Consider the following 22,844-nt stretch of genomic DNA (forward strand, 5'->3'; position numbering starts at 1 on the left):
CCCCCCCCCCCCCCCCCCCCCCCCCCCCCCCCCCCCCCCCCCCCCCCCCTCCCCCTCCCCCCCCCCCCCCCCCCCCCCCCCCCCCCCCCCCCTCCCCCCCCCCCCCTCCCCCCCCCCCCCCCCTCCCCCCCCCCCCCCCCCCCCCCCCCCCGGGCCCGAGCCGCGTCACCGGGCCGCACCCTCGCGCACCATGCACCTCCGCTTTGCCGACAGAGCTCCGAGCCGGTACTCACAAAGGACGGGACACCAATGAGAGTGCGTACGACGAGTGCGGCGGCCTGCGCCGTACTGCTGGCCGTCACTGCCCTCGCGGGCTGCAACCGCGAGTCCACCGCCGACGGCGCGGGCGGCGGGAAGGTCGGGATCGACCTGCCGCGCAGCGACAGCGACTTCTGGAACTCGTACCAGAACTACGTGGAGAAGGGCGTCAAGGCGGGCGAGGTCGAGGCGCTGCCGCTGACCAACTCGCAGAACGACATCGGCAAGCTGGTCGCCAACGTCCAGACCTTCACCGACCAGGGCGCCAAGGCCGTCGTGATGGCACCGCAGGACACCGGCGCGATCACCGAGTCGCTCAACACGCTGAACGAGAAGAAGATCCCGGTCGTCAGCGTCGACACCCGCCCCGACAAGGGCAACATCTACATGGTGGTGCGTGCCGACAACAAGGCGTACGGGGCCAACGCCTGCAAGTACCTCGGCGAGCAGCTCAAGGGCAAGGGCAAGGTCGTCGAGTTCCAGGGCGACCTCTCCTCGATCAACGGCCGTGACCGGTCCGAGGCGTTCAAGGCCTGCATGGACAAGGACTTCCCCGGCATCAAGGTCTTCGAGCTGGCCACCGACTGGAAGGGCGACGTCGCCTCCGCCAAGCTCCAGGCCACCCTGGCCGCCAACCCCGACATCAACGGCATCTACATGCAGGCCGGCGGTGTCTTCCTGCAGCCCACCCTCGCCCTCCTGGAGCAGAAGAAGCTGCTGAAGCCGGCCGGTACGCCGGGGCACATCACGATCATCTCCAACGACGGCATCCCGGAGGAGTTCGACGCGATCAAGGCCGGGAAGATCGACGCGACGATCTCCCAGCCCGCCGACCTGTACGCGAAGTACGCGCTGTACTACGCCAAGGCGGCCCTGGACGGCAAGACCTTCAAGGAAGGCCCCACCGACCACGACTCGAACATCATCAAGATCCCGAACGGCTTCGAGGACCAGCTGCCCGCGCCGCTGGTGACCAAGGACAACGTCGACGACCCGAAGCTGTGGGCCAACCAGCTGGAGAAGAAGAGCTAGCCATGGACCAGGCACCACCTGCCGTACAGGCGGAAGGCGTTGTCAAACGCTTCGGGCCCACCGTGGCGCTCGACGGGGTCCGGCTCACCGTGCAGCCGGGTGAGTCCCACGCCCTGGTCGGGCGCAACGGCGCGGGCAAGTCGACGCTGGTCAGCGTCCTGACCGGGCTCCACAGGGCGGACGCGGGCACGGTCACCTTCGGCGGGGAGCCCGCGCCCGCCTTCGGCGACACCACGGCCTGGCAGTCCAAGGTCGCCTGCGTCTACCAGAAGTCCATGGTCGTCCCGGACCTCACCGTCGCGGAGAACCTCTTCCTCAACCGCTTCGACGACAACGCCCCCTGGATCGGCTGGGGCAGGCTCCGCAGGCGTGCGCAACAGCTGCTGGCCGACTACGGCGTCCAGGTCGACCCCAGCACCCGGGCGCGCGATCTCGCCGTCGAGCAGCGGCAGTTCGTCGAAATCGCCAGGGCGCTGTCCTTCGGCGCCCGGCTGATCATCCTGGACGAACCGACCGCCCAGCTCGACGCCCGGGGCATCGGGCGGCTCTTCGACAAGCTGCGGGAACTGCAGAGCCAGGGAGTGGCGTTCCTCTTCATCTCCCACCATCTGCAGGAGGTGTACGAGCTGTGCACGGCGGTCACCGTCTACCGCGACGCCCGCCATGTGCTGACCGCCCCGGTCGCCGACATCGCCAAGGCGGAGCTGGTGGCGGCGATGACCGGCGAGCAGTCCGCCGGTGCCACCGCCTGGCACGCGGGCGGCGGCGGTGCCGCGGCACGGGACGAGTCGGTTGCCCCGGTGCTGCGTACCGAAGGGCTCACCGTCCAGGGCCGGTTCGAACCGCTGGACCTGGAGGTCCGCCCCGGTGAGGTGCTCGGCCTCGCCGGTTCCGCGGCCAGCGGCAACACGGCCCTGGGCGAGACCCTGGCCGGCATGCGGAAGGCGGGCGGCGGCACGGTCCGCGTGCACGGCAGGGCCGTGCGCTCCGGCAGCGTGCCGCACGCGCTGGACGCCGGGATCGGCTACATCCCCGAGGACCGGCACGACCAGGGCCTCGTCCTGGAACGCAGCGTCGCCGAGAACGCCACGCTCACGGTCACCGACCAGCTCGGCCCGTGGGGGACCGTACTGCCCTCCCGTACCAGGGAGTTCGCGCGCTCGATGATCGCCTCGCTGGACATCAAGACGCAGGGGCCCGAGCAGCCCGTCTCCGGGCTCTCCGGCGGCAACCAGCAGAAGGTGGTGGTCGCCCGCGCACTGGCCCGCGAGCCGAGCGTGCTGGTGGCGGTGCGGCCCACCGCGGGCGTGGACGTCAAGTCCAAGGACTCGCTGCTCGGAGTCGTGCGACGGGTCGCCGACGAGGGGAACGCCGCAGTGATCATCTCGGACGAGCTGGACGATCTGCGGGTCTGCGACCGGGTGCTCGCCCTGTTCCACGGCCGCGTGGTCGCGACATTCGCAAGCGGGTGGAACGACGGGGAGCTCGTCGCCGCCATGGAAGGTGTGGGGGAGAGGGAATGACCGGCACGGTACGGCCCCTGGCGGCCGACGGCATCGACGGCGGGCCGAAGGGCTCCTCGACCGGCGAACGGCCGCTGGACCGGCTGAAGCTGATCAGATGGAGCGACTTCTCCCTGGTACCGGTGATCCTGGTGCTGATGGTGATCGGGTTCATCGTCTCGCCGGTGTTCCTGACCTCCGAGAACCTGATCAGCGTCGTCCAGCAGTCCTCCGAGCTCAGCCTGCTGGTGCTGGGCCAGGCGCTGATCCTGATCTGCGGACGGATGGACCTGTCCCTGGAGTCGACGATCGGCATCGCGCCGGTCGTCGCGATGTGGCTGGTCCTGCCCGCCGAGGGCGGCCGTTTCGCGGGCCTGGGCCTGCTGCCCACCTGGTCGGCGATCCCGCTCTGTCTGCTGGTGGGCCTGGCGATCGGCGCGGTCAACGGCTTCCTGATGCTGAAACTGAGGGTCAACGGCTTCATCGCCACGCTCGGCATGCTCACCATGCTGCGCGGCCTCCACATCGGGATCACCGAGGGCAAGTCCATCACCGACGTCCCGGAGTCCTTCCGCTACCTCGGCAAGAGCGAGTGGCTCGGCGCACCGGCCGCCGTCTGGATCTGCCTGGCCCTGTTCGCCGTCGGCGGCGCCGCGCTGGCCTGGCTGCGCCACGGACGCTCGCTGTACGCCATCGGCGGCAACCCGGAGGCGGCGCGCGCCGCGGGCATCCGGGTGGACCGGGTCACCTGGATCGTGCTGGCCGTCGGCGGGCTGCTGGCGGCCTTCGCGGGCATCCTCTACACCGGCCACTACGGATCGGTCGCGGCCACCCAGGGCAACGGCTGGATCTTCCAGGTGTTCGCCGCCGCGGTCATCGGAGGCATCAGCCTCAAGGGCGGCAGGGGCACCCTGTTCGGCGCGCTGACCGGTGTGCTGACGCTCCAGCTGGTGGTCAACGTGATGACCCTCGGCGGTGTCCCGGCGCTGTGGAACCAGTTCCTCAACGGCGCGATCATCATCGTCGCCCTGGTCATCTCCCGCTTCGCGAGCGGCGAGAAGCAGGACTGAGGCCCGCTTCCCGGACGCCGGACGGGGCGGATCCAGCCCGTCCGGCGTCCGAGGACCGGGGGTCCGGGGCGGAGCCCCGGGTCCGCCCCGGACCGTGCTACAGCGTCGACCGCAACCACTGCTCCACGCTCGCCACATGCACCGTCGCCCAGGCCCGCGCGGCCTCCGCGTCCCGGTCCCGCAGCGCCGAAACGATGGCCCGGTGCTCATGGAGCGTGCGGCTGACCGCGTCCTCCTGCGTCAGCCCGCGCCAGACCCGCGCCCGGGTCGTCGGCCCCGACAGCCCGTCGAGCAGCGAACAGAGCACCGAGTTCCCGGACGACTGCACGATGCCGCGGTGGAACTCCAGATCGCAGGCGACCAGTTCCTCCACCGAGGGCTGCGCCCCCAGCGCGTCCAACTGCGAGCTGAGCACGTCCAGTTGGGCCTCGCTGATCCGGGTGGCGGCCATCGCCGTCGCGGCGGGCTCCAGGATCCTGCGGACCGCGAGGAACTCCAGCACCGTGTCGTCGCGGTGGAAGTCCACCACGAAGCTCAGCGCCTCCAGGAGCAGCTGCGGATCGAGGCTGGTCACATACGTGCCGTCGCCCTGGCGCACATCGAGGATGCGGATCAGCGAAAGGGCGCGCACCGCCTCGCGGAGCGAGTTGCGGGAGAGCCCGAGCTCCGCTGCGAGTTCGCTCTCCTTGGGGAGCCGGTCGCCGGGGCGCAGGGCACCCGAGACGATCATTCCCTTGATCTTCTCGATCGCCTCGTCGGTGACAGCCATGACGGTCCTCCTGGATCCGGACTGGAATCAGACATCCGATGTATCCCTTCATTATGCGGGTCGGCGGAGTCGGATGAACCAGGTCTGCCGCAGGTCGCACCGGGTGCGGGCCGCCGGACGCCTGCCGGGGTCAGTCCCAGAGCGCGGACGGTGCCTCGCGCCGCACCACCGGAGCGATCTCCTCCGCGAACCGCTGGAGGGTTTCGGCCTGCTCGTCCCGGCCCAGCCCGAAACCGTCCACACCGACCGACTGGAGGTCGTGCCCGTACACCTCGTGCCAGCCGAGGATCTTGTCGATGATCTGCTGCGGGCTGCCGATCAGCTGGGGTCCGTCCGCGATGGCCTCCTCGATCGTCCGGAACGGTGTGTTGTAGCCGGCCCTTCCCTCCAGATGCGGCCGGAAGGACTGAGCCACCTTCGCCTCGTACAGCTCCTTGTAGCGCTCCACGGCCTGCTGCGAACTGTCGGCGATCAGCAGCCCGCCCGACCCCGCGGCCACATGCGCGCGGGCCGGATCGTGGCCGTACGCCTCGAAGCGCTCCCGGTAGTGGTCGATCAGCCGGGCGTACGCCGCACGGGGCTGGATGGCGTTGGCGGTGAACAGCGGATCTCCGTGGCGCGCCGCCAGTTCGGGGGAGTCGAGACTGGTCGCCGAGCCGTGCCAGACGCGCGGCGGCCCCGCGTACGGGCGCGGCAGGGTCGTGGTGTTCTTCAGCGCGGGCCGGAACTCGCCCTCCCAGTCGACGCCCTCCTCGCGCCAGAGCCGCCGCAGCAGCTCGTACTTCTCCCGCTGGAGGTCCCACTGCCGCTCCTCGTCGAGCCCGAAGAGGTCGAAGTGACCGGCCTCCGCGCCCTTGCCGACGACGAGTTCGATCCGGCCCCGGGAGATCTGGTCGAGCGTCGCGAAGTCCTCGGCCACCCGCACGGGATCGAGAATCGCGACGACCGTGACACCGGTCAGCAGCCGGATGGTGGAGGTACGGGCCGCCAGCGCGCCGAGCACCACGCTCGGGCTGGACGAGAGGAAGGGACCGGCATGCCGTTCGCCGATCGCGTACGCGTCGAAACCCAGCCGTTCCGCGACGACGCCGGTCCCGATCACTTCCTCGAACCGCGCGGCGGGGGAGGGGAGTCGGTGGTCGAGCGGGTGCGGGGCGTGGCCGATGAGGGAGAGCACGGAGAACTTCATGGCTCAACTGTCCCCGCGCCGTATTGCACCCGTATGGCGGCCGTATGGCGCGTTCGCCGGTCCCCGCGGTGCCCCCGGCATGCGCCGAGGGGCGGCTCCCCCGAAGGAGCCGCCCCTCGACGTGCCTCGGGACGGGTCAGCCCCGGTCGCCGAGCATGGACTCGACGCCGGCCCGGATCTCGTCCGTCGCCAGGCCCCGGATCGTCAGCGTCGTCCGGCGGCGCAGCACATCGTCCGCCGTCTCGGCCCACTCGTGGTCACGGGCGTAGGCGACCTGCGCCCAGATCTCCGGCGCGTCCGGGTGGATGCGCTCGGCCAGCGACGGGTTCTCGTTCGCCATCCGCGCGATGTCGAAGGAGAGCGAGCCGTAGTGCGTGGCGAGGTGCCGGGCGGTGTCGGCCGCCATCCGCGGGCCGGGCGTGCCGCCGTCGACCATCAGCCGGTGCGCCACCGCGTTCGGGTTGGCGATGCCGGGCAGCGGGAGCTTCTTCGGCAGGTGCGCGATCGGCTCCATGTCCTCGGCGAGCGGGTGCCCGGGGAGTGCGGCCAGCTTGTTCATCACCGTACGGCCGATGTGGCGGAACGTCGTCCACTTGCCGCCCGCGACCGACAGCATCCCGCCGCGGCCCTCCGTCACGACCGTCTCCCGCTTGGCCTTGGACGTGTCGCCGGGGCCGCCGGGCAGCACCCGCAGACCGGCGAAGGAGTAGGTGATCAGATCGCGCGACAGCTGCTGGTCCCGGATCGAGAACGCCGCCTCGTCGAGGATCTGCGCGGTGTCCTTCTCGTTGACCGCGACGTCCGCGGGATCGCCCTCGTACTCCTCGTCCGTCGTGCCGAGGAGCAGCATGTCCTCCCACGGCAGGGCGAAGGTGATGCGGTACTTGTCGATCGGGGTGGCCAGCGCTGCCTTCCACGGACGGGTGCGCTTCAGCACGAGGTGTGCGCCCTTGGACAGACGTATGGAGGGCGCCGCGTCCGGGTTCTCCATCCGGCGCAGGTGGTCGACCCACGGTCCGGTGGCGTTCAGCACGAGCCGGGCGCTGACGCCGAACTCCGTGCCGTCCGTGCGGTCCTCCAGGTCGGCGCCCGTCACCCGTCCCTTGGTGAACCGCAGCCCGGTCACCGCCGCGTGGTTGAGGACGACCGCACCCGCCTCGACGGCCGCGCGGACGGTCATCAGCGCCATCCGGGCGTCGTTCATCTGGTCGTCGCCGTAGACCGCGACGGCCTTCAGGTTGTCCGTACGCAGCTCGGGCACGTCGCGCTGCGCCTTCGCCGGGCTGATGACATGCCCGACCCCGTCACCGAACGCGGAGAGCGCCGAGTACGCGAACACGCCCGCGCCGAGCTTGGCCGCGCCGTGCGGCCCGCCCTTGTAGACCGGCAAATAGAAGGTGAGCGGATTGGCGAGGTGCGGGGCGACCTGACGGGACACCGCGCGCCGCTCGAAGTGGTTCTCCGCCACCAGCTTCACCGCGCCGGTCTGCAGGTAGCGCAGACCGCCGTGGAGCAGCTTGGACGAGGCGGAGGAGGTGGCGCCGGCGAAGTCGCCGGCGTCCACCAGAGCCACCCGCAGCCCGGACTGCGCGGCGTGCCAGGCGGTGGAGATGCCCAGGATGCCGCCACCGATCACCAGGAGGTCGTACGCCGCCTTGGACAGCTGCTCCCTGGTCTCGGCACGGCTCGGGAGGGAGCCGGAGGCCGGGTGGGTCCCGAGGGCCGGGACGCTCTGCAGGGTGGTCATGTCGATTACTCCTCGTCTTCGATCCAGCCCATGGTCCGTTCCACGGCCTTGAGCCAGCTCTTGTACTCGCGGTCGCGGGTGTCCGCGTCCATGCGGGGGGTCCACTCGGCGGCCCGGCGCCAGTTGGCGCGCAGCGCGTCGGTGTCCGGCCAGAAGCCGACGGCGAGACCGGCGGCGTAGGCGGCGCCGAGGCAGGTCGTCTCGGCGACCATCGGCCGCACCACGGGTGCGTCCAGGAAGTCGGCGAGCGTCTGCATCAGCAGGTTGTTGGAGGTCATGCCGCCGTCGACCTTGAGGGCGGTCAGCTCGACCCCCGAGTCCTTGGTCATGGCGTCGGTGATCTCGCGGGTCTGCCAGGCGGTGGCCTCCAGGACGGCACGGGCGATGTGCGCCTTGGTGACGTACCTGGTCAGGCCGGCGATGACGCCGCGGGCGTCGGAGCGCCAGTACGGGGCGAACAGGCCGGAGAACGCGGGCACGAAGTACGCGCCGCCGTTGTCCTCGACCGACGAGGCCAGGGTCTCGATCTCGGCCGCGGACTTGATCAGGCCCATCTGGTCGCGCATCCACTGCACCAGCGAACCGGTGACGGCGATGGAGCCCTCCAGGGCGTAGACCGGCTTCTGGTCGCCGATCCGGTACCCGACGGTCGTCAGCAGTCCGTTGTACGAGTTGACGGGCGTCTCACCGGTGTTCATCAGCATGAAGGTGCCGGTGCCGTACGTGGACTTGGCCTCGCCCTCGGAGAAGCAGGTCTGGCCGAAGAGGGCCGCCTGCTGGTCACCGAGCGCGGACGCCACGGGGACCCCGTCGAGCACGCCGCCCTTGGCGTTGCCGTACACCTCGGCGGAGGAACGGATCTCGGGGAGCACCGCGGCCGGGATCTCCATCGACTGGAGGATGCGCTCGTCCCACTGCATCTCGTGCAGGTTCATCAGGAGCGTGCGCGAGGCGTTGGTGACGTCGGTGACGTGGACGCCGCCGTCGGTGCCGCCGGTCAGGTTCCAGATGACCCAGGAGTCCATGGTGCCGAAGAGGATGTCGCCGCGCTCGGCGCGCTCGCGCAGCCCCTCGACGTTGTCGAGCAGCCAGCGGACCTTGGGGCCGGCGAAGTACGAGGCGAGCGGCAGACCGGTCTCGCGGCGGAAGCGGTCCTGGCCGACGTTGCGGCCGAGCTCCTTGCAGAGCGCGTCCGTCCGGGTGTCCTGCCAGACGAGGGCGTTGTGGACCGGCTCACCGGTGTTCTTGTCCCAGAGCAGCGTGGTCTCGCGCTGGTTGGTGATGCCGATCGCCTTCACGTCGGCGGCGGTGATGCCCGCCTTGACGACGGCGCCGGCCACGACCTCCTGGACGTTCTCCCAGATCTCGGTCGCGTCGTGCTCGACCCAGCCCGGCTTCGGGAAGATCTGTTCGTGCTCCTTCTGGTCGACGGAGACGATCCGGCCGTCCTTGTCGAAGACGATGCAGCGGCTGGAGGTGGTGCCCTGGTCGATGGCCGCGATGAACGGGCCGGTGGTGTGTGCGTCGGTCACGGTGTGCTCCCGGAAGTCTGTGTGGTCGTGAGGGTTGCGGCTCTGGGCGCCACGGCTCAGGCGAAGGCGACGTTGTAGAGCCCGCCCGCGATGGCGCCGCCGATGAGCGGTCCGGCGACCGGGATCCACGCGTAGCCCCAGTCGGAACCGCCCTTGTTCGGCAACGGCAGCAGCGCGTGCACGATACGCGGGCCGAGGTCGCGAACCGGGTTGATCGCGTAGCCCGTCGGGCCGCCGAGCGAGAGACCGATACCGACGACCACCAGAGCGGTGATCAGCGCGCCGAGCGTGCCCAGACCGTCGCCGTCATTGTTGAGGCCCTGGGTGAGGATCGCCAGGACGAGCACGACGGTGGCGATGATCTCCGTGACCATGTTCTGCACGGCGTGCCGGATCTCGGGACCGGTGGAGAAGATGCCCAGGACCGGGCCCGCCTTCGGGGCGGAAGCCTTGTCGACCATGCCCTCGTCACCCGAGTGGGCGGCCAGGATCTCCGGATCCGTGAGATGCGCCCGGAACTGCCCGTAGTACGTCAGCCAGACCAGCACCGCGCCGATCATCGCGCCGAACAGCTGGGAGCCGAGGTACAGCGGTACGTCGCTCCACTTGGTGCCGCCCTCGATCGCGAGGCCGATCGTGACCGCCGGATTGAGATGCGCGCCCGAAACGCCACCGGCCAGATACGCGCCGGTCAGCACGGCGAAACCCCACCCGAAGGTGATGGCCAGCCAGCCGGCGTTCTGCGCCTTGGAGCGCTTGAGAGTGACAGCGGCACAGACACCGCCGCCGAGCAGGATGAGCACGGCGGTACCTATGGTCTCGCCGATGAAGATGTCGGAGCTGGACACCCGCGACTCCTTTGTCCTTCGTCCAGGGAAGCCGAACCCCGGGTCCCTCCGGTGGTCCGCGCCCTCATGTGAGGGCGTTTTCCGGCCCTTGGCGCTGTCACACCCTAACGCTCTTTTCCGTTAGGCGTTCGACAATGCCGACCGATGAACGGCAATGCTTCCCCCAGGTGAATCAGGCGTCAAGGGTTGTGTGGCCTATAACTCGATCGTTACCGGCTCGGGCCCGCCGCGGCGGTCAGAACCGTCCGGCGCCCAGGTCCCTGGAGACCGCGCGGGCGCAGTCGCGCACCGCCGCGATCAGCTCCGGGCGCAGCGCCCCGTCCGCGCAGACCCGCTCCACGGCCCCGGTCACGGCCACCGCGCCGACCGGCATCCGACGCCGGTCGTGGATCGGGGCGGCCACTGCGGCCACGCCCTCCCAGGTCTCCTCCACGTCGGCCGCCCAGCCGCGGGCCCGGATCAGGTCGAGCATCGCCTCGAAGTCCTCCGGATCGGTGACCGTGCGCGGCGTGAAGGCCTGCCGCTCGGCCTCCAGGGCCTCGGTGTGCGCCACCGGGTCGTACGCCGAGAGCACCTTGCCCAGGGCCGTGGAGTGCAGCGGCTGCATGGCCCCGACCTCCAGGACCTGCCGGCTGTCGTCGGGACGGAACACGTGGTGGACGATGAGGACGCCCTGCTGGTGCAGCACGCCCAGGTGCGTGCTCTCGCCGCTGGAGCGGGCCAGGTCGTCGGTCCAGACCAGCGCGCGGGCCCGCAGCTCGTGGACGTCCAGATAGCTGTTGCCCAGGCGCAGCAGCTCGGCGCCCAGCTGATAGCGGCCGGACGCGGCGTCCTGCTCGACGAAGCCCTCGTGCTGGAGCGTGCGCAGGATGCCGTGCGCGGTGCCCTTGGCCAGGCCCAGTGAAGAGGCGATGTCGGACAGCCCCAGCCGCCGCTCGCCGCCTGCCAGCAGACGCAGCATCGCCGCCGCCCGCTCCAGCGACTGGATGTTCTTGGCCATCGCGCCGTACTCCTCCACCTCGGTTCGACAATGCTGAACACTATCGGTCGATGACGACCCTCGCTCGATCGCGCGGCAAAACCGCGACACCGCTCCGAACCGGGCATCCCCCCGCACAGCATGCAGTCCGTTCCGTGGGACGGAGTGACGGCCCCGGGCGCCGCCCGGCTAGGCTGGCCTGGTGCGCCTTCCACCGAAGACGCAAAGCCGACAGCCGTCGCATCCCAGGGAGTACATCCATGGCCTCGTCGCCGACCCCTTCCGCCGACAGCCGGAACCGAGCCGAAGCCCTCCGCGAGGCGCTCGCCACCCGTGTAGTGGTGGCCGACGGTGCCATGGGCACCATGCTCCAGGCACAGGACCCGACCCTCGACGACTTCCAGAACCTCGAGGGCTGCAACGAGATCCTGAACGTCACCCGCCCCGACATCGTGCGTTCGGTGCACGAGGAGTACTTCGCCGTCGGCGTGGACTGCGTCGAGACGAACACCTTCGGCGCCAACCTGGCGGCCCTGGGTGAGTACGACATTCCCGAGCGGGTCTTCGAGCTCTCCGAGTCCGGCGCGCGCATCGCCCGCGAGGTCGCCGACGAGTTCACCGCCTCCACCGGGCAGCAGCGCTGGGTGCTCGGCTCGATGGGCCCGGGTACGAAGCTGCCGACGCTGGGCCACGCCCCGTACACCAAGCTCCGCGACGCCTACCAGCAGAACGCCGAAGGCATGATCGCCGGTGGCGCCGACGCCCTCCTGGTCGAGACCACCCAGGACCTGCTCCAGACCAAGGCCTCCGTCGTCGGCGCGCGCCGCGCCCTGGAGGCCACCGGGGCCAACCTCCCGGTGATCTGCTCCGTCACCGTCGAGACGACCGGCACCATGCTGCTCGGCTCCGAGATCGGCGCGGCGCTCACCGCCCTGGAACCGCTCGGCATCGACCTCATCGGCCTGAACTGCGCCACCGGCCCCGCCGAGATGAGCGAGCACCTGCGCTACCTCGCTCGTCACTCCCGCATCCCGCTCTCCTGCATGCCCAATGCCGGCCTCCCGGTGCTCGGCAAGGACGGCGCGCACTACCCGCTGTCCCCGGCCGAGCTCGCCGACGCGCAGGAGACGTTCGTCCAGGAGTACGGCCTCTCGCTGGTCGGCGGCTGCTGCGGTACGACTCCGGAGCACCTGCGGCAGGTCGTCGAGCGGGTCCGCGGGGTGGCCGTCACCTCCCGCACCCCGCGCCCCGAGCCGGGTGCCGCCTCCCTCTACCAGACCGTCCCGTTCCGTCAGGACACCTCGTACCTCGCGATCGGCGAGCGTACGAACGCCAACGGTTCGAAGAAGTTCCGCGAGGCCATGCTCGAAGCCCGCTGGGACGACTGCGTGGAGATGGCCCGTGACCAGATCCGCGAGGGCGCGCACATGCTCGACCTCTGCGTCGACTACGTGGGCCGTGACGGTGTGGCGGACATGGAGGAGCTGGCCGGCCGGTTCGCCACCGCGTCCACGCTCCCGATCGTGCTGGACTCGACGGAGCTGCCCGTGCTGCGGGCCGGCCTGGAGAAGCTGGGCGGGCGTGCCGTCCTGAACTCGGTCAACTACGAGGACGGCGACGGTCCCGAGTCCCGGTTCGCCAAGGTCACCGCACTGGCCGCGGAGCACGGTGCCGCGCTGATCGCGCTGACCATCGACGAGGAGGGCCAGGCCCGCACCGTCGAGCACAAGGTCGCCGTCGCCGAACGGCTGATCGCGGACCTGACCGGCAACTGGGGCATCCAGGAGTCGGACATCCTGATCGACGCCCTCACCTTCACCATCTGCACCGGTCAGGAGGAGTCCCGCGGCGACGGCATCGCCACCATCGAGGCGATCCGTGAGCTGAAGAAGCGCCACCCCGACGTGCAGACCACGCTGGGCCTGTCCAACATCTCCTTCGGCCTCAACCCGGCCGCCCGCGTCGTGCTGAACTCCGTCTTCCTCGACGAGTGCGTCAAGGCCGGACTCGACTCCGCGATCGTGCACGCCTCCAAGATCCTGCCGATCGCCCGCCTGGAGGAGGAGCAGGTCAAGGTCGCCCTCGACCTGATCCACGACCGGCGCGCCGAGGGGTACGACCCGCTGCAGCGGCTCATGGAGCTGTTCGAGGGTGTCAGCACGAAGTCGATGAAGGCGGGCAAGGCCGAGGAGCTCCTGGCCCTGCCGCTCGACGAGCGGCTCCAGCGCCGCATCATCGACGGTGAGAAGAACGGCCTGGAGAACGACCTCGACGAGGCGCTGCGGACCCGCCCGGCCCTCGACATCGTCAACGACACCCTCCTGGAGGGCATGAAGGTCGTCGGCGAGCTCTTCGGCTCCGGCCAGATGCAGCTGCCCTTCGTCCTCCAGTCCGCCGAGGTCATGAAGACCGCGGTGGCACACCTCGAACCGCACATGGAGAAGTCCGACGCCGAGGGCAAGGGCACCATCGTCCTGGCCACGGTCCGCGGCGACGTCCACGACATCGGCAAGAACCTCGTCGACATCATCCTGTCCAACAACGGCTACAACGTCGTCAACCTCGGCATCAAGCAGCCCGTCTCCGCGATCCTGGAAGCCGCCGAGGAACACCGGGCCGACGTCATCGGCATGTCCGGCCTCCTGGTGAAGTCCACCGTGATCATGAAGGAGAACCTGGAGGAGCTGAACCAGCGCAAGCTGGCCGCCGACTTCCCCGTCATCCTCGGCGGCGCGGCCCTCACCCGGGCCTACGTCGAGCAGGACCTCCACGAGATCTACGAGGGCGAGGTCCGCTACGCCCGCGACGCGTTCGAGGGGCTGCGCCTGATGGACGCGCTGATCGCGGTCAAGCGCGGTGTCCCGGGTGCGGTCCTGCCCGAGCTCAAGCAGCGCCGGGTGCCCAAGCGCGACACCGCGGTCCTGGAGGTCGACGAGCCGCAGGAGGGCGTCCGCTCGGACGTCGCCGTCGACAACCCGGTCCCCGAGCCCCCCTTCTGGGGCACCCGGGTCGTCAAGGGCATCCAGCTCAAGGAGTACGCGTCCTGGCTGGACGAGGGCGCCCTCTTCAAGGGCCAGTGGGGACTGAAGCAGGCCCGCGCCGGTGACGGACCGACGTACGAGGAGCTGGTGGAGACCGAGGGCCGCCCGCACCTGCGCGGCTGGCTCGACAAGCTCCACACCGAGAACCTCCTGGAAGCCGCCGTCGTCCACGGCTACTTCCCCTGCGTCTCCAAGGGCGACGACCTGATCCTGCTCCACGAGGACGGTTCCGAGCGGACCCGCTTCACCTTCCCGCGCCAGCGCCGCGGCCGGCGGCTCTGCCTCGCGGACTTCTTCCGTCCCGAGGAGTCCGGCGAGAGGGACGTGATCGGTCTCCAGGTCGTCACCGTCGGCTCGAAGATCGGCGGCGAGACCGCGAAGCTCTTCGAGGCCAACTCCTACCGCGACTACCTGGAGCTGCACGGCCTGTCCGTACAGCTGGCCGAGGCCCTGGCCGAGTACTGGCACGCCCGGGTCCGCTCGGAGCTGGGCTTCGGCGGCGAGGACCCGTCCGACGTCGAGGACATGTTCGCGCTGAAGTACCGGGGGGCGCGCTTCTCCCTCGGCTACGGTGCCTGCCCCGACCTGGAGGACCGGGCGAAGATCGCCGAGCTGCTCCAGCCGGAGCGGATCGGGGTGCACCTCTCGGAGGAATTCCAGCTGCATCCGGAGCAGTCCACCGACGCGATCGTCATCCATCACCCGGAGGCGAAGTACTTCAACGCGCGGTAAGACGATGTTCAACGCGCGGTAGCAGGACAAGTCGTACACTTGTCGGCCCAGTGCAGGCCGGTCGCCCTTCCCACGGGAAATGGCGGCCGGCCTTCTCGTCCCTTACGGAAGGTGTGCCGGATGACCAGCACGGTCCCCGCGTCCTTGACCCGCACGGCCGAAGGCGCCGCGCTCCAGGCCGTCCTCCTCGACATGGACGGCACTCTCGTCGACACCGAAGGGTTCTGGTGGGACGCGGAGGTGGAGGTCTTCGCCGAGCTCGGTCACCGGCTCGACGAGGCCTGGCGGGACGTGGTGGTCGGCGGGCCGATGACCCGCAGCGCCGGCTACCTCATGGACGTCACCGGCGCGGACATCACCCTCGACGAACTCACCGTGCTGCTCAACGACCGCTTCGAGAAGCGCATCGGCCGCGGGGTGCCGCTGATGCCGGGCGCGGCCCGGCTGCTGGCCGAACTGGTCAGGCACGACATCCCGACGGCCCTGGTCTCCGCCTCGCACCGGCGGATCATCGACCGGGTACTGGAATCGGTGGGCCGTCACCACTTCGCGCTCACCGTCGCGGGCGACGAGGTCTCCCGTACGAAGCCGCACCCGGAGCCCTATCTCACCGCCGCTTCCGGCTTCGGAGCGGAGCCCGAGCGCTGTGCGGTCATCGAGGACACCGCGACCGGTGTCGCTGCCGCGGAGGCGGCGGGCTGCCGGGTGGTCGCCGTACCGTCCGTCGCTCCCATCGCCCCCGCGTCCGGCCGGGTGGTCGTGCGTTCGCTCGAAGAAGTCGATCTCGCCTTCCTCCGGGGACTGGTCACGGGAACGCGTTGATCCGCGTACCGAGAGTGTTTCTGTGAATGAACGGAAAAGCCCTCGGCGGCGAATGGTGCATTTTCTGTCGCGCGTAGGTGTGGGAATGCCGGGCGTGCGATAAGGGATTCGAACGGCCGAGGCGTGAGCTTTCTCACCCGAATGCGCTTCGCAGGGTTTTCGAGATCACCCGAGGTGTCCGTTTCGGGGCATTGAGATGTCCCGGTTCATTCTGATATCTGCGAAACCCTTCCGCCGCGTGAAATCGGCTCGCCGTTCATTCCCATCACCATCCGATTACGCGCGGGGACTTCTCCGGTCCGGCATCGCCGACGACGCCTACTAATGTCGCTTTCTCCATGCCCGGATGAGGGAGAGCGTCCAAGATGAACCGCAAGACTCTGGTGCTGCCGGCCGTCGTCGGCCTGCTCGCGCCCGCACTCGCCGCCTGCGGCGCGTCGGGTGACGGGAGCGATGGCAAGGCCGCCATCGTTGTCGGCACCACGGACCAGTTCGTCGCCTCGAAGCGCAGTCCCGCGCCGCTCGATCCCGCCATCGGCTACGAAGCCGGCGTGTGGAACGTGCTCCGGCAGACCGTGCAGACCCTGGTGCATGTGCCGCGCGGCGGCGGCGAGCCGGTGCCCGAAGCCGCGGAGAGCTGCACCTTCACGGACACGCAGAACGAGAGCTACCGCTGCAAGCTGCGCAGCGGTCTGAAGTTCGCCGACGGCAAGGCCATGACCGCCGACGACGTGAAGTACTCCATCGACCGCGTCATCCGCATCGATGCCGCCAACGGGCCCGTCGCCCTGCTCGACAACATCGACACGGTCGAGACACGGGGCGAGCGGGAGGTCATCTTCCACCTGCGCGCGCCGGACGCCACGTTCCCGTACAAGCTCGCCACCCCGGTCGCCGGGATCGTGCCGCGGAGCCGGTACGCGGCGAAGGCCGCGCGCACCGGATTCCAGGTGGACGGCTCCGGCCCGTACACCATGAAGCCGGAAGTCGAACACAATCGGATCGTCAAGGTGCTCTTCACCAGGAACCCCCACTACAAGGGGGACCTGAAGGTGCGGAACGAGAAGGTCGAGCTGGACGTCTTCCCCGACCCGGCGGCCATGGGCAAGGCCCTCGACAACCAGAAGATCGACATGATGACCCGCACCATGTCGCCCGAGCAGTCCCAGCAGATGCTCGAAAAGCCCAGGGACGACATCAAGCTCACCGAGATGCCCGGCCTCGCCATCCATTTCCTGGGCTTCAACACCAACGACCCGGCCGTGAAGAACAAGGCCGTCCGCCAGGCCATGGCCCAGGTCGTCGACCGCGGTGAAATCGCGAGCAAGGTGTACGGCACCACGGCCGAGCCGCTGTACTCGCTGATCCCTTCCGGCATCACCGCGCACGCCAACTCGTTCTACAACAAGTACAGCGAACCCAGCACCACGAAGGCTGCGGCGATCCTGAACGCCGCAGGCGTCGACACCCCGGTGAAACTCACGCTCCACTACCCGACCGACCGTGTCGGCGCCGGCACCGCCGCCGAGTTCGGAACGCTGAAGAAGCAGTTCGACGACACCGGACTGTTCGACGTCACCGTCCAGGGAACCCCCTGGGCGACGTACCGCCCGGCACAGCTGCGCGGCGACTACGCCGTCTACGGCATGGGCTGGTTCCCCGACTTCCCGGACCCCGACAACTTCACGGCGCCGTTCCTCGACAGGAACAACTTCCTCAACTCGCCCTACAAGTCGGCGCCGGCCCGGAAGATGCTCATTCCGCAGTCCCGCCGCGAGACCGACCGCAGCGCCTCGGCCAAGACCTTCCAGCAGATCCAGGACATCGTCGCCGACGACGTCCCGGTACTACCGATCTGGCAGGGCAAGCAGTACGTCGCCTCCCGCGAGGACCTCACCGGTGTCGAGTGGGCGGTCAACTCCACCGCGGAACTCCAGCTCTGGGAACTGGGCGACGGCCGCGTCTGAGCACGGACGGCGCCCCCGGCCGCACCTGGCCGGAGGCGCCGCTCTCCCCGCTCCGCTCACTGGGCGCCGGGGCGCACCAGACCGCTCTCGTACGCGTACACGGCGGCCTGCACCCGGTCGCGCAGTCCGAGCTTGGTCAGCACATGGCCGACATGGGTCTTGACCGTCGTCTCGCTGACGAACAGATCCGCGGCGATCTCCGCATTCGACAGACCGCGTGCCACCAGCTTCAGCACCTCGACCTCGCGGTCGGTCAGCGTGTGCAGCGTGTCGGGCACCGGATCCTCGCCGGACGGCAGATGGTCCGCGTACTTGTCGAGGAGCCTGCGGGTGATGCTCGGTGCGAGCATCGCCTCGCCCGCCGCGACCACCCGGATGGCCTGCACCAGCTCATTGGCCGGAGCGTCCTTCAGCAGGAAGCCGCTGGCGCCGGCGCGCAGCGCCTCCACCACGTACTCGTCGAGATCGAACGTCGTCAGTACCAGCACTTTCGCCGGACCGTCGCGGCCCGGCCCGGTGATCTGGCGGGTCGCCTCGACGCCGTCCATCCGCGGCATGCGGATGTCCATCAGCACCACATCGGGCTGCAGCGCCCGCACCTGGTCGAGAGCCTGGAGACCGTCACCGGCCTCACCCACCACCGCGAGATCGCCTTCCGCCTCCAGAATCATCCGGAAGCCGGTGCGCAGCAGGGGCTGGTCGTCGACCAGTAGGACGCGGATAGCCACAGAATCTCCTTCACGGTCCTTCGAGTTCACGGTCCTTCGAGGGCCACAGGCCGGCCGGCCTCGGCGCGGACCGGATCCATTCTGCCCTGCACATCCTGCTCCGGCTCCGCCGGGCGGACCGTCAATGGATAGACCGGGGGAGTACCGCCGAATTCGGGACAGACCGACCGGTGATCGCACCAGCCGCAGAGCTTCGTCGGCCGGGGCCGCCACTCGCCCGTCTCCGTGGCCAGCCGGATCGCGTCCCACAGCGCCAGCAGCTTGCGCTCCACCCGCTGAAGATCCGCCACCACCGGGTCGTACGTCAGGATGTCCCCGCTGCCGAGGTAGACCAGCTGGAGCCGGCGCGGCACCACACCCTTCAGTCGCCAGATCACCAGGGCGTAGAACTTCATCTGGAAGAGCGCGCCCTCCGCGTACTCCGGGCGCGGCGCCTTCCCCGTCTTGTAGTCGACGATCCGGACCTCGCCCGTCGGCGCCACGTCGATCCGGTCGATCACCCCGCGCAGCCGCAGTCCCGACTCCAGCTCCGTCTCGACGAAGAGTTCCCGCTCGGCCGGCTCCAGACGCGTCGGATCCTCCAGCGAGAACCACCGCTCCACCAGGCCCTCCGCCTCCGAGAGCCAGCGTGAGAGCCGCTCGCCCCCGGCATCCTCGGCGAACAGCTCCGACAGCTCCGGCTTCGACTCCAGCAGCCGGTCCCACTGGGCGGGGATCAGAGCCGTGGCCCGGCCGGCGGTGCGCTCCACCGCCGGATTGTCGAAGAGCCGCTCCAGCACCGCATGCACCAGCGTGCCCCGGGTAGCCGCCTCGCTGGGCTTCTCCGGCAGTTTGTCGATGACCCGGAAGCGGTACAGCAACGGACACTGCATGAAATCGCTCGCCCGCGACGGCGACAGGGACGAAGGCGGCTGAGCGGGCCGCGGCAGGGAGGTCATGTCGAAGACCCTACGGCCCGCCACCGACAGCGGGCGGCATACCATCGACCACACAGCCTCGAACACTGCATGATCGTGCCGTAGGGCACCGACCGAAGGGACCCCGTGGACGAGAGCGGCGACAGCGGGCGGCCGCAGCCCGGTGCAGGGGGAACGCCCCCTGGCGCCGGCCCCGACAAGGGTGAACCGCAGCGCCCCGAAGAGCCCGGAGGCGGCATTCTCATGGGCCGCCCCTTCGGCGTGCCCGTGTACGTCGCGCCCAGCTGGTTCCTCGTGGCCGCGCTGATCACCTGGGTCTTCGGCGGTCAGCTCGACCGGGTGCTGCCCGAGCTCGGCGCGGCGCGCTATCTGGTCGCCCTCTTCTTCGCGATCGCCTTCTACGCCTCCGTGCTCGTCCACGAACTCGCCCACACCGTCGTGGCGCTGCGCTACAAGCTGCCGGTGCGCCGCATCCAGCTCCAGTTCTTCGGCGGCGTCTCCGAGATCGAGAAGGAGTCCGAGACCCCGGGCCGCGAATTCCTGCTCGCCTTCGTCGGACCGCTGCTCTCCCTGGTGCTCGCGGGCGTGTTCTACGTCGGGATGATGTTCGTCGCGCCCGGCACCGTGCCCGGTGTCCTGCTCGCCGGGCTGATGGTCTCCAACCTCCTGGTGGCCGCCTTCAACCTCCTCCCCGGTCTCCCGCTGGACGGCGGGCGCATGCTCCGCGCCGTCGTCTGGAAGATCACCGGACGGCCGATGAGCGGCACCGTCGCCGCCGCCTGGGTCGGCCGCGCCCTCGCCGTCATCACCCTGATCGGCCTGCCGCTGCTCACCCACACCGGGACCTTCGGCAACGACCCCGGTGACCTCAGCGGCATGGACACCATCACCGACGCCCTGCTCGCCGCCATCCTCGCCGCGATCATCTGGACCGGAGCGGGCAACAGCCTGCGCATGGCCCGGCTGCGCGAACACCTCCCCGAGCTGTGCGCCCGCACGCTCACCCGGCGCGCCGTCCCGGTGGAGGCGGCCACCCCGCTCTCCGAGGCCCTGCGCCGGGCCAACGAGGCGGGCGCCCGAGCCCTCGTCGTCGTCGACGGACACGGCGAACCGAAGGGCATCGTCCGGGAAGCGGCCATCGTCGCCGTGCCGGAACACCGCCGCCCCTGGGTCGCCGTCAGCGGTCTCGCCCAGGACCTCACCGAAGGCATGAAGGTCTCCGCCGAGCTGTCCGGCGAGGCCCTCCTGGACAGGCTCAAGGCCAGCCCGGCCACCGAGTACCTCGTGCTGGAGGAGACCGGTGAGATCTACGGCGTCCTCTCCACCGCCGACGTCGAACGTGCGTTCGTCGCCGCCCTGGCCAGACCGGCCGCCTGACCGCCGGAGTCCGCCCCGGGCTCGCGGTCGGAGCCCCGGGAATCACCGGTACGCTGGTCACATGTCTGAACCGACCGGTGCCGCCCGCCGACGCGGGCCCTTCAAGGTCGGGGACCAGGTCCAGCTCACCGATCCCAAGGGACGTCACTACACCTTCACGCTCGAGGCCGGAAAGAACTTCCACACCCACAAGGGTTCTTTCCCGCACGACGAGCTGATCGGTGCCCCCGAGGGCAGTGTTGTCCGAACCACGGGAAACGTCGCCTATCTCGCGCTGCGCCCCCTGCTCCCCGACTACGTCCTGTCCATGCCCCGCGGCGCCGCCGTGGTCTACCCCAAGGACGCGGGGCAGATCCTGGCCTTCGCCGACATCTTCCCCGGCGCCCGCGTCGTGGAGGCCGGCGTCGGCTCCGGCTCGCTCTCCACCTTCCTGCTGCGCGCCATCGGCGACCAGGGCATGCTGCACTCCTACGAGCGCCGCGAGGACTTCGCCGAGATCGCCCAGCAGAACGTGGAACGTTACTTCGGCGAACCGCACCCGGCCTGGCAGCTCACCGTCGGCGACCTCCAGGACAACCTCTCGGACACCGACGTCGACCGCGTCGTCCTCGACATGCTCGCCCCCTGGGAGTGCCTGGAGGCCGTCTCCAAGGCGCTGGTGCCCGGCGGCATCCTCTGCGCGTACGTCGCCACCACCACCCAGCTCGCGCGGACCGTCGAGTCCATCCGCGAGATCGGCTGCTTCGCGGAACCGCAGCCCTGGGAATCGATGATCCGCAACTGGCACGTCGAGGGCCTGGCCGTCCGCCCGGACCACCGCATGATCGGCCACACCGGCTTCCTCGTCACCGCCCGTCGACTGGCCGACGGTGTGGAGGCCCCGCTGCGCCGCCGCCGCCCCGCCAAGGGTGCCTACGGCGAGGACTACGACGGTCCCGGCAGCCAGAGCGGCTCCTCCCGCGGCTGACCGCGCAACGCACCGGCGCCGCCGCCGAGTTCCCGGACCGACCCGGGAACTCGACGGCGGCGCCCTTTCGTTGCCGGGAGGACACCGTCCTCGCCGGCCGGGCGATCCGTACCGACCCCACCGTTCCGCTGTTCTGTGAGGTGTGGCACGATGCTGGCCACCCCGCGCCGCCGCGCCGGTCCCACCGGCGCCGCCCACCCCGCCATCCTCGAACCACAGGAACCACAGGAGACATCCCGCGTGCAGACCTCCGAGCTCCCGGACCTCGCGCACACCGACACCAAGCCGCTGCACTGGCTCGCCACCGCGGCGGCCATGGCCGCCGTCGTCGCGGCCGCAGGCCTGCTCCAGCCGGACCCCGCGGCCTCTGCCTCCACCCCTCACCGCACCACGGCGCAGCACGGCGCCGCGAACGTCACCGCCCCCGATCCGGCACGGGCGGACTTCCCCCTGGAATGCGGCGGACTGGAGAGCGCCGTGGCCAAGCAGGCCACCGGCGACCTCGACGGCGACGGCCGCCCCGAGACCGTCGCGGTGGTCCGCTGCGCGGCCGGCTCCGGGACCCCGCCCAGCGGCGTCTACGTCCTCACACGCGGAAGCGGGGCCGCACCGCGGGTCGTGGCGACCCTGGTGGACCCCGCCCAGGAGATGAGCGTCGGCGATTTCGCGGTGCGTGACGGAGTCATTTCGGCCACTCTGCTCGGCTACTCCTCCGACACGGTGGCGCGCTGCTGCCCCGACCAGCAGGAGCGGGTCACCTGGCAGTGGAAGGGCGGCGCGTTCGTCCGCGCCACCCAGGCCGCTCCGAGCAGCGTCTGACCCGTCACCGAGGGTGACCGGAGGTCCGCTGAAGCCGGATCAGGCGGCCTCGGGGCCGTACACCTCGACGCTGTCCGAAACGCGACGTACGTGGATGCAGTCGCCCGGACACTCCTTGGCCGAATCGACGACGTCCTGGAGGAGCGGCAGCGGAACGGGTGTCGTCGCGCCCGCGTCCTGCAGCAGCTCGTCGTCCGCGCTCTTCACATAGGCCAGACCGTCGATGTCCAGCTCGAACACCTCGGGCGCGTACTGGACGCAGATGCCGTCTCCCGTGCAGAGGTCCTGGTCGATCCAGACCTCCAGGTCCTGCGCGTCGCCGCCGTTGGGAGCGTCCTGCTGCACGGTCATTTCTCCTGCCGTTCCCTGCGTATCCGAACCAAAAGAAGCCAGCCCTGACGGGTGTTGAACGGTTCGACGATACAACCGGCCGCTTTCCGATGTTGAAGGGTGGGTATTCCCCTGACACGAGGGGGAACGCAAGGGTGAAGATCGGACACGCCCCGCAGTCTTTGTGATCTAGGGGTTTCAATCATCACCCACCCAGG

General features: G+C 70.0%; 18 protein-coding genes. 9 read left to right on the forward strand and 9 right to left on the reverse strand.

Going from position 1 to position 22,844, the window contains the following annotated elements; all coding sequences use genetic code 11:
- Window positions 1-249: 249 nt before the first annotated feature.
- From ACFV8T_RS11000 to ACFV8T_RS11010, 3 genes are read left to right on the forward strand one after another with little or no spacing between them, the layout of a single operon-like run.
- Window positions 250-1,290, forward strand: a complete 1,041-nt coding sequence (locus tag ACFV8T_RS11000) for a sugar ABC transporter substrate-binding protein (RefSeq protein ID WP_385326478.1) — start codon at window positions 250-252, stop codon at window positions 1,288-1,290.
- A gap of 2 nt (window positions 1,291-1,292) precedes the next feature.
- A complete protein-coding gene (locus ACFV8T_RS11005; RefSeq protein WP_385326479.1) occupies window positions 1,293-2,813 on the forward strand; it encodes a sugar ABC transporter ATP-binding protein in 1,521 nt (506 codons plus the stop codon).
- Window positions 2,810-3,862, forward strand: a complete 1,053-nt coding sequence (locus tag ACFV8T_RS11010; protein WP_385326481.1) for an ABC transporter permease — start codon at window positions 2,810-2,812, stop codon at window positions 3,860-3,862. Before ACFV8T_RS11005 ends, ACFV8T_RS11010 begins: the two co-directional genes overlap by 4 nt.
- A gap of 97 nt (window positions 3,863-3,959) precedes the next feature.
- Here ACFV8T_RS11010 and ACFV8T_RS11015 read toward each other — a convergent pair whose 3' ends face one another.
- The 6 genes from ACFV8T_RS11015 to ACFV8T_RS11040 form a co-directional block, all read right to left on the reverse strand.
- Window positions 3,960-4,631, reverse strand: coding sequence for a FadR/GntR family transcriptional regulator (locus tag ACFV8T_RS11015; RefSeq protein WP_037700470.1), 672 nt, complete (start codon window positions 4,629-4,631; stop codon window positions 3,960-3,962).
- Window positions 4,632-4,761: 130 nt separating this feature from the next.
- Window positions 4,762-5,820 (reverse strand): LLM class flavin-dependent oxidoreductase, encoded by a 1,059-nt coding sequence (locus ACFV8T_RS11020; RefSeq protein ID WP_385326482.1) that lies wholly within the window; start codon window positions 5,818-5,820, stop codon window positions 4,762-4,764.
- Window positions 5,821-5,956: 136 nt separating this feature from the next.
- A complete protein-coding gene (locus tag ACFV8T_RS11025; protein WP_385326483.1) occupies window positions 5,957-7,567 on the reverse strand; it encodes an FAD-dependent oxidoreductase in 1,611 nt (536 codons plus the stop codon).
- A gap of 5 nt (window positions 7,568-7,572) precedes the next feature.
- Window positions 7,573-9,099, reverse strand: a complete 1,527-nt coding sequence (glpK, locus tag ACFV8T_RS11030) for a glycerol kinase GlpK (RefSeq protein WP_385326485.1) — start codon at window positions 9,097-9,099, stop codon at window positions 7,573-7,575.
- 56 nt (window positions 9,100-9,155) lie between these two features.
- Window positions 9,156-9,947, reverse strand: a complete 792-nt coding sequence (locus ACFV8T_RS11035) for an MIP/aquaporin family protein (protein WP_385326486.1) — start codon at window positions 9,945-9,947, stop codon at window positions 9,156-9,158.
- A gap of 235 nt (window positions 9,948-10,182) precedes the next feature.
- Complete coding sequence (locus ACFV8T_RS11040) at window positions 10,183-10,947, reverse strand: IclR family transcriptional regulator (protein ID WP_385326488.1); 765 nt, start codon at window positions 10,945-10,947, stop codon at window positions 10,183-10,185.
- A 239-nt stretch (window positions 10,948-11,186) separates the two neighbouring features.
- On the opposite strand from ACFV8T_RS11040, the gene metH reads away from it, so the two are divergent.
- The 3 genes from metH (at window position 11,187) to ACFV8T_RS11055 (ending at window position 17,488) form a co-directional block, all read left to right on the forward strand.
- Complete coding sequence (metH, locus tag ACFV8T_RS11045; RefSeq protein ID WP_385326490.1) at window positions 11,187-14,699, forward strand: methionine synthase; 3,513 nt, start codon at window positions 11,187-11,189, stop codon at window positions 14,697-14,699.
- A gap of 120 nt (window positions 14,700-14,819) precedes the next feature.
- Window positions 14,820-15,521 (forward strand): HAD family phosphatase, encoded by a 702-nt coding sequence (locus ACFV8T_RS11050; protein WP_266421609.1) that lies wholly within the window; start codon window positions 14,820-14,822, stop codon window positions 15,519-15,521.
- Between the two features lie 365 nt (window positions 15,522-15,886).
- Window positions 15,887-17,488 (forward strand): ABC transporter substrate-binding protein, encoded by a 1,602-nt coding sequence (locus tag ACFV8T_RS11055; protein ID WP_385326492.1) that lies wholly within the window; start codon window positions 15,887-15,889, stop codon window positions 17,486-17,488.
- A gap of 56 nt (window positions 17,489-17,544) precedes the next feature.
- Here ACFV8T_RS11055 and ACFV8T_RS11060 read toward each other — a convergent pair whose 3' ends face one another.
- Window positions 17,545-18,216, reverse strand: a complete 672-nt coding sequence (locus ACFV8T_RS11060; protein ID WP_148833656.1) for a response regulator transcription factor — start codon at window positions 18,214-18,216, stop codon at window positions 17,545-17,547.
- A gap of 26 nt (window positions 18,217-18,242) precedes the next feature.
- The gene (locus ACFV8T_RS11065; RefSeq protein WP_385326822.1) at window positions 18,243-19,088 is read right to left on the reverse strand and encodes a RecB family exonuclease; all 846 of its coding nucleotides are present in this window, start codon (window positions 19,086-19,088) and stop codon (window positions 18,243-18,245) included.
- Window positions 19,089-19,259: 171 nt separating this feature from the next.
- Between ACFV8T_RS11065 and ACFV8T_RS11070 the strand changes: the two genes are divergently transcribed.
- The 3 genes from ACFV8T_RS11070 to ACFV8T_RS11080 all read left to right on the forward strand — a co-directional run bounded on the left by ACFV8T_RS11070 (window position 19,260) and on the right by ACFV8T_RS11080 (window position 22,296).
- Window positions 19,260-20,510, forward strand: a complete 1,251-nt coding sequence (locus ACFV8T_RS11070) for a site-2 protease family protein (protein WP_385326493.1) — start codon at window positions 19,260-19,262, stop codon at window positions 20,508-20,510.
- A gap of 61 nt (window positions 20,511-20,571) precedes the next feature.
- On the forward strand, window positions 20,572-21,477 hold the full coding sequence (locus ACFV8T_RS11075; protein WP_124718703.1) for a tRNA (adenine-N1)-methyltransferase: 906 nt from the start codon (window positions 20,572-20,574) through the stop codon (window positions 21,475-21,477).
- Window positions 21,478-21,717: 240 nt separating this feature from the next.
- Entirely contained in the window at window positions 21,718-22,296 is a 579-nt protein-coding gene (locus tag ACFV8T_RS11080) for a hypothetical protein (RefSeq protein ID WP_385326824.1), read from the forward strand.
- A gap of 39 nt (window positions 22,297-22,335) precedes the next feature.
- On the opposite strand, the gene ACFV8T_RS11085 is transcribed toward ACFV8T_RS11080, so the two are convergent.
- On the reverse strand, window positions 22,336-22,647 hold the full coding sequence (locus tag ACFV8T_RS11085; RefSeq protein WP_266421625.1) for a ferredoxin: 312 nt from the start codon (window positions 22,645-22,647) through the stop codon (window positions 22,336-22,338).
- Window positions 22,648-22,844: the final 197 nt, after the last annotated feature.

Origin of the sequence: Streptomyces sp. NPDC059832 (assembly GCF_042731715.1) — a bacterium.
In the GTDB taxonomy this organism is placed as follows: domain Bacteria; phylum Actinomycetota; class Actinomycetes; order Streptomycetales; family Streptomycetaceae; genus Streptomyces.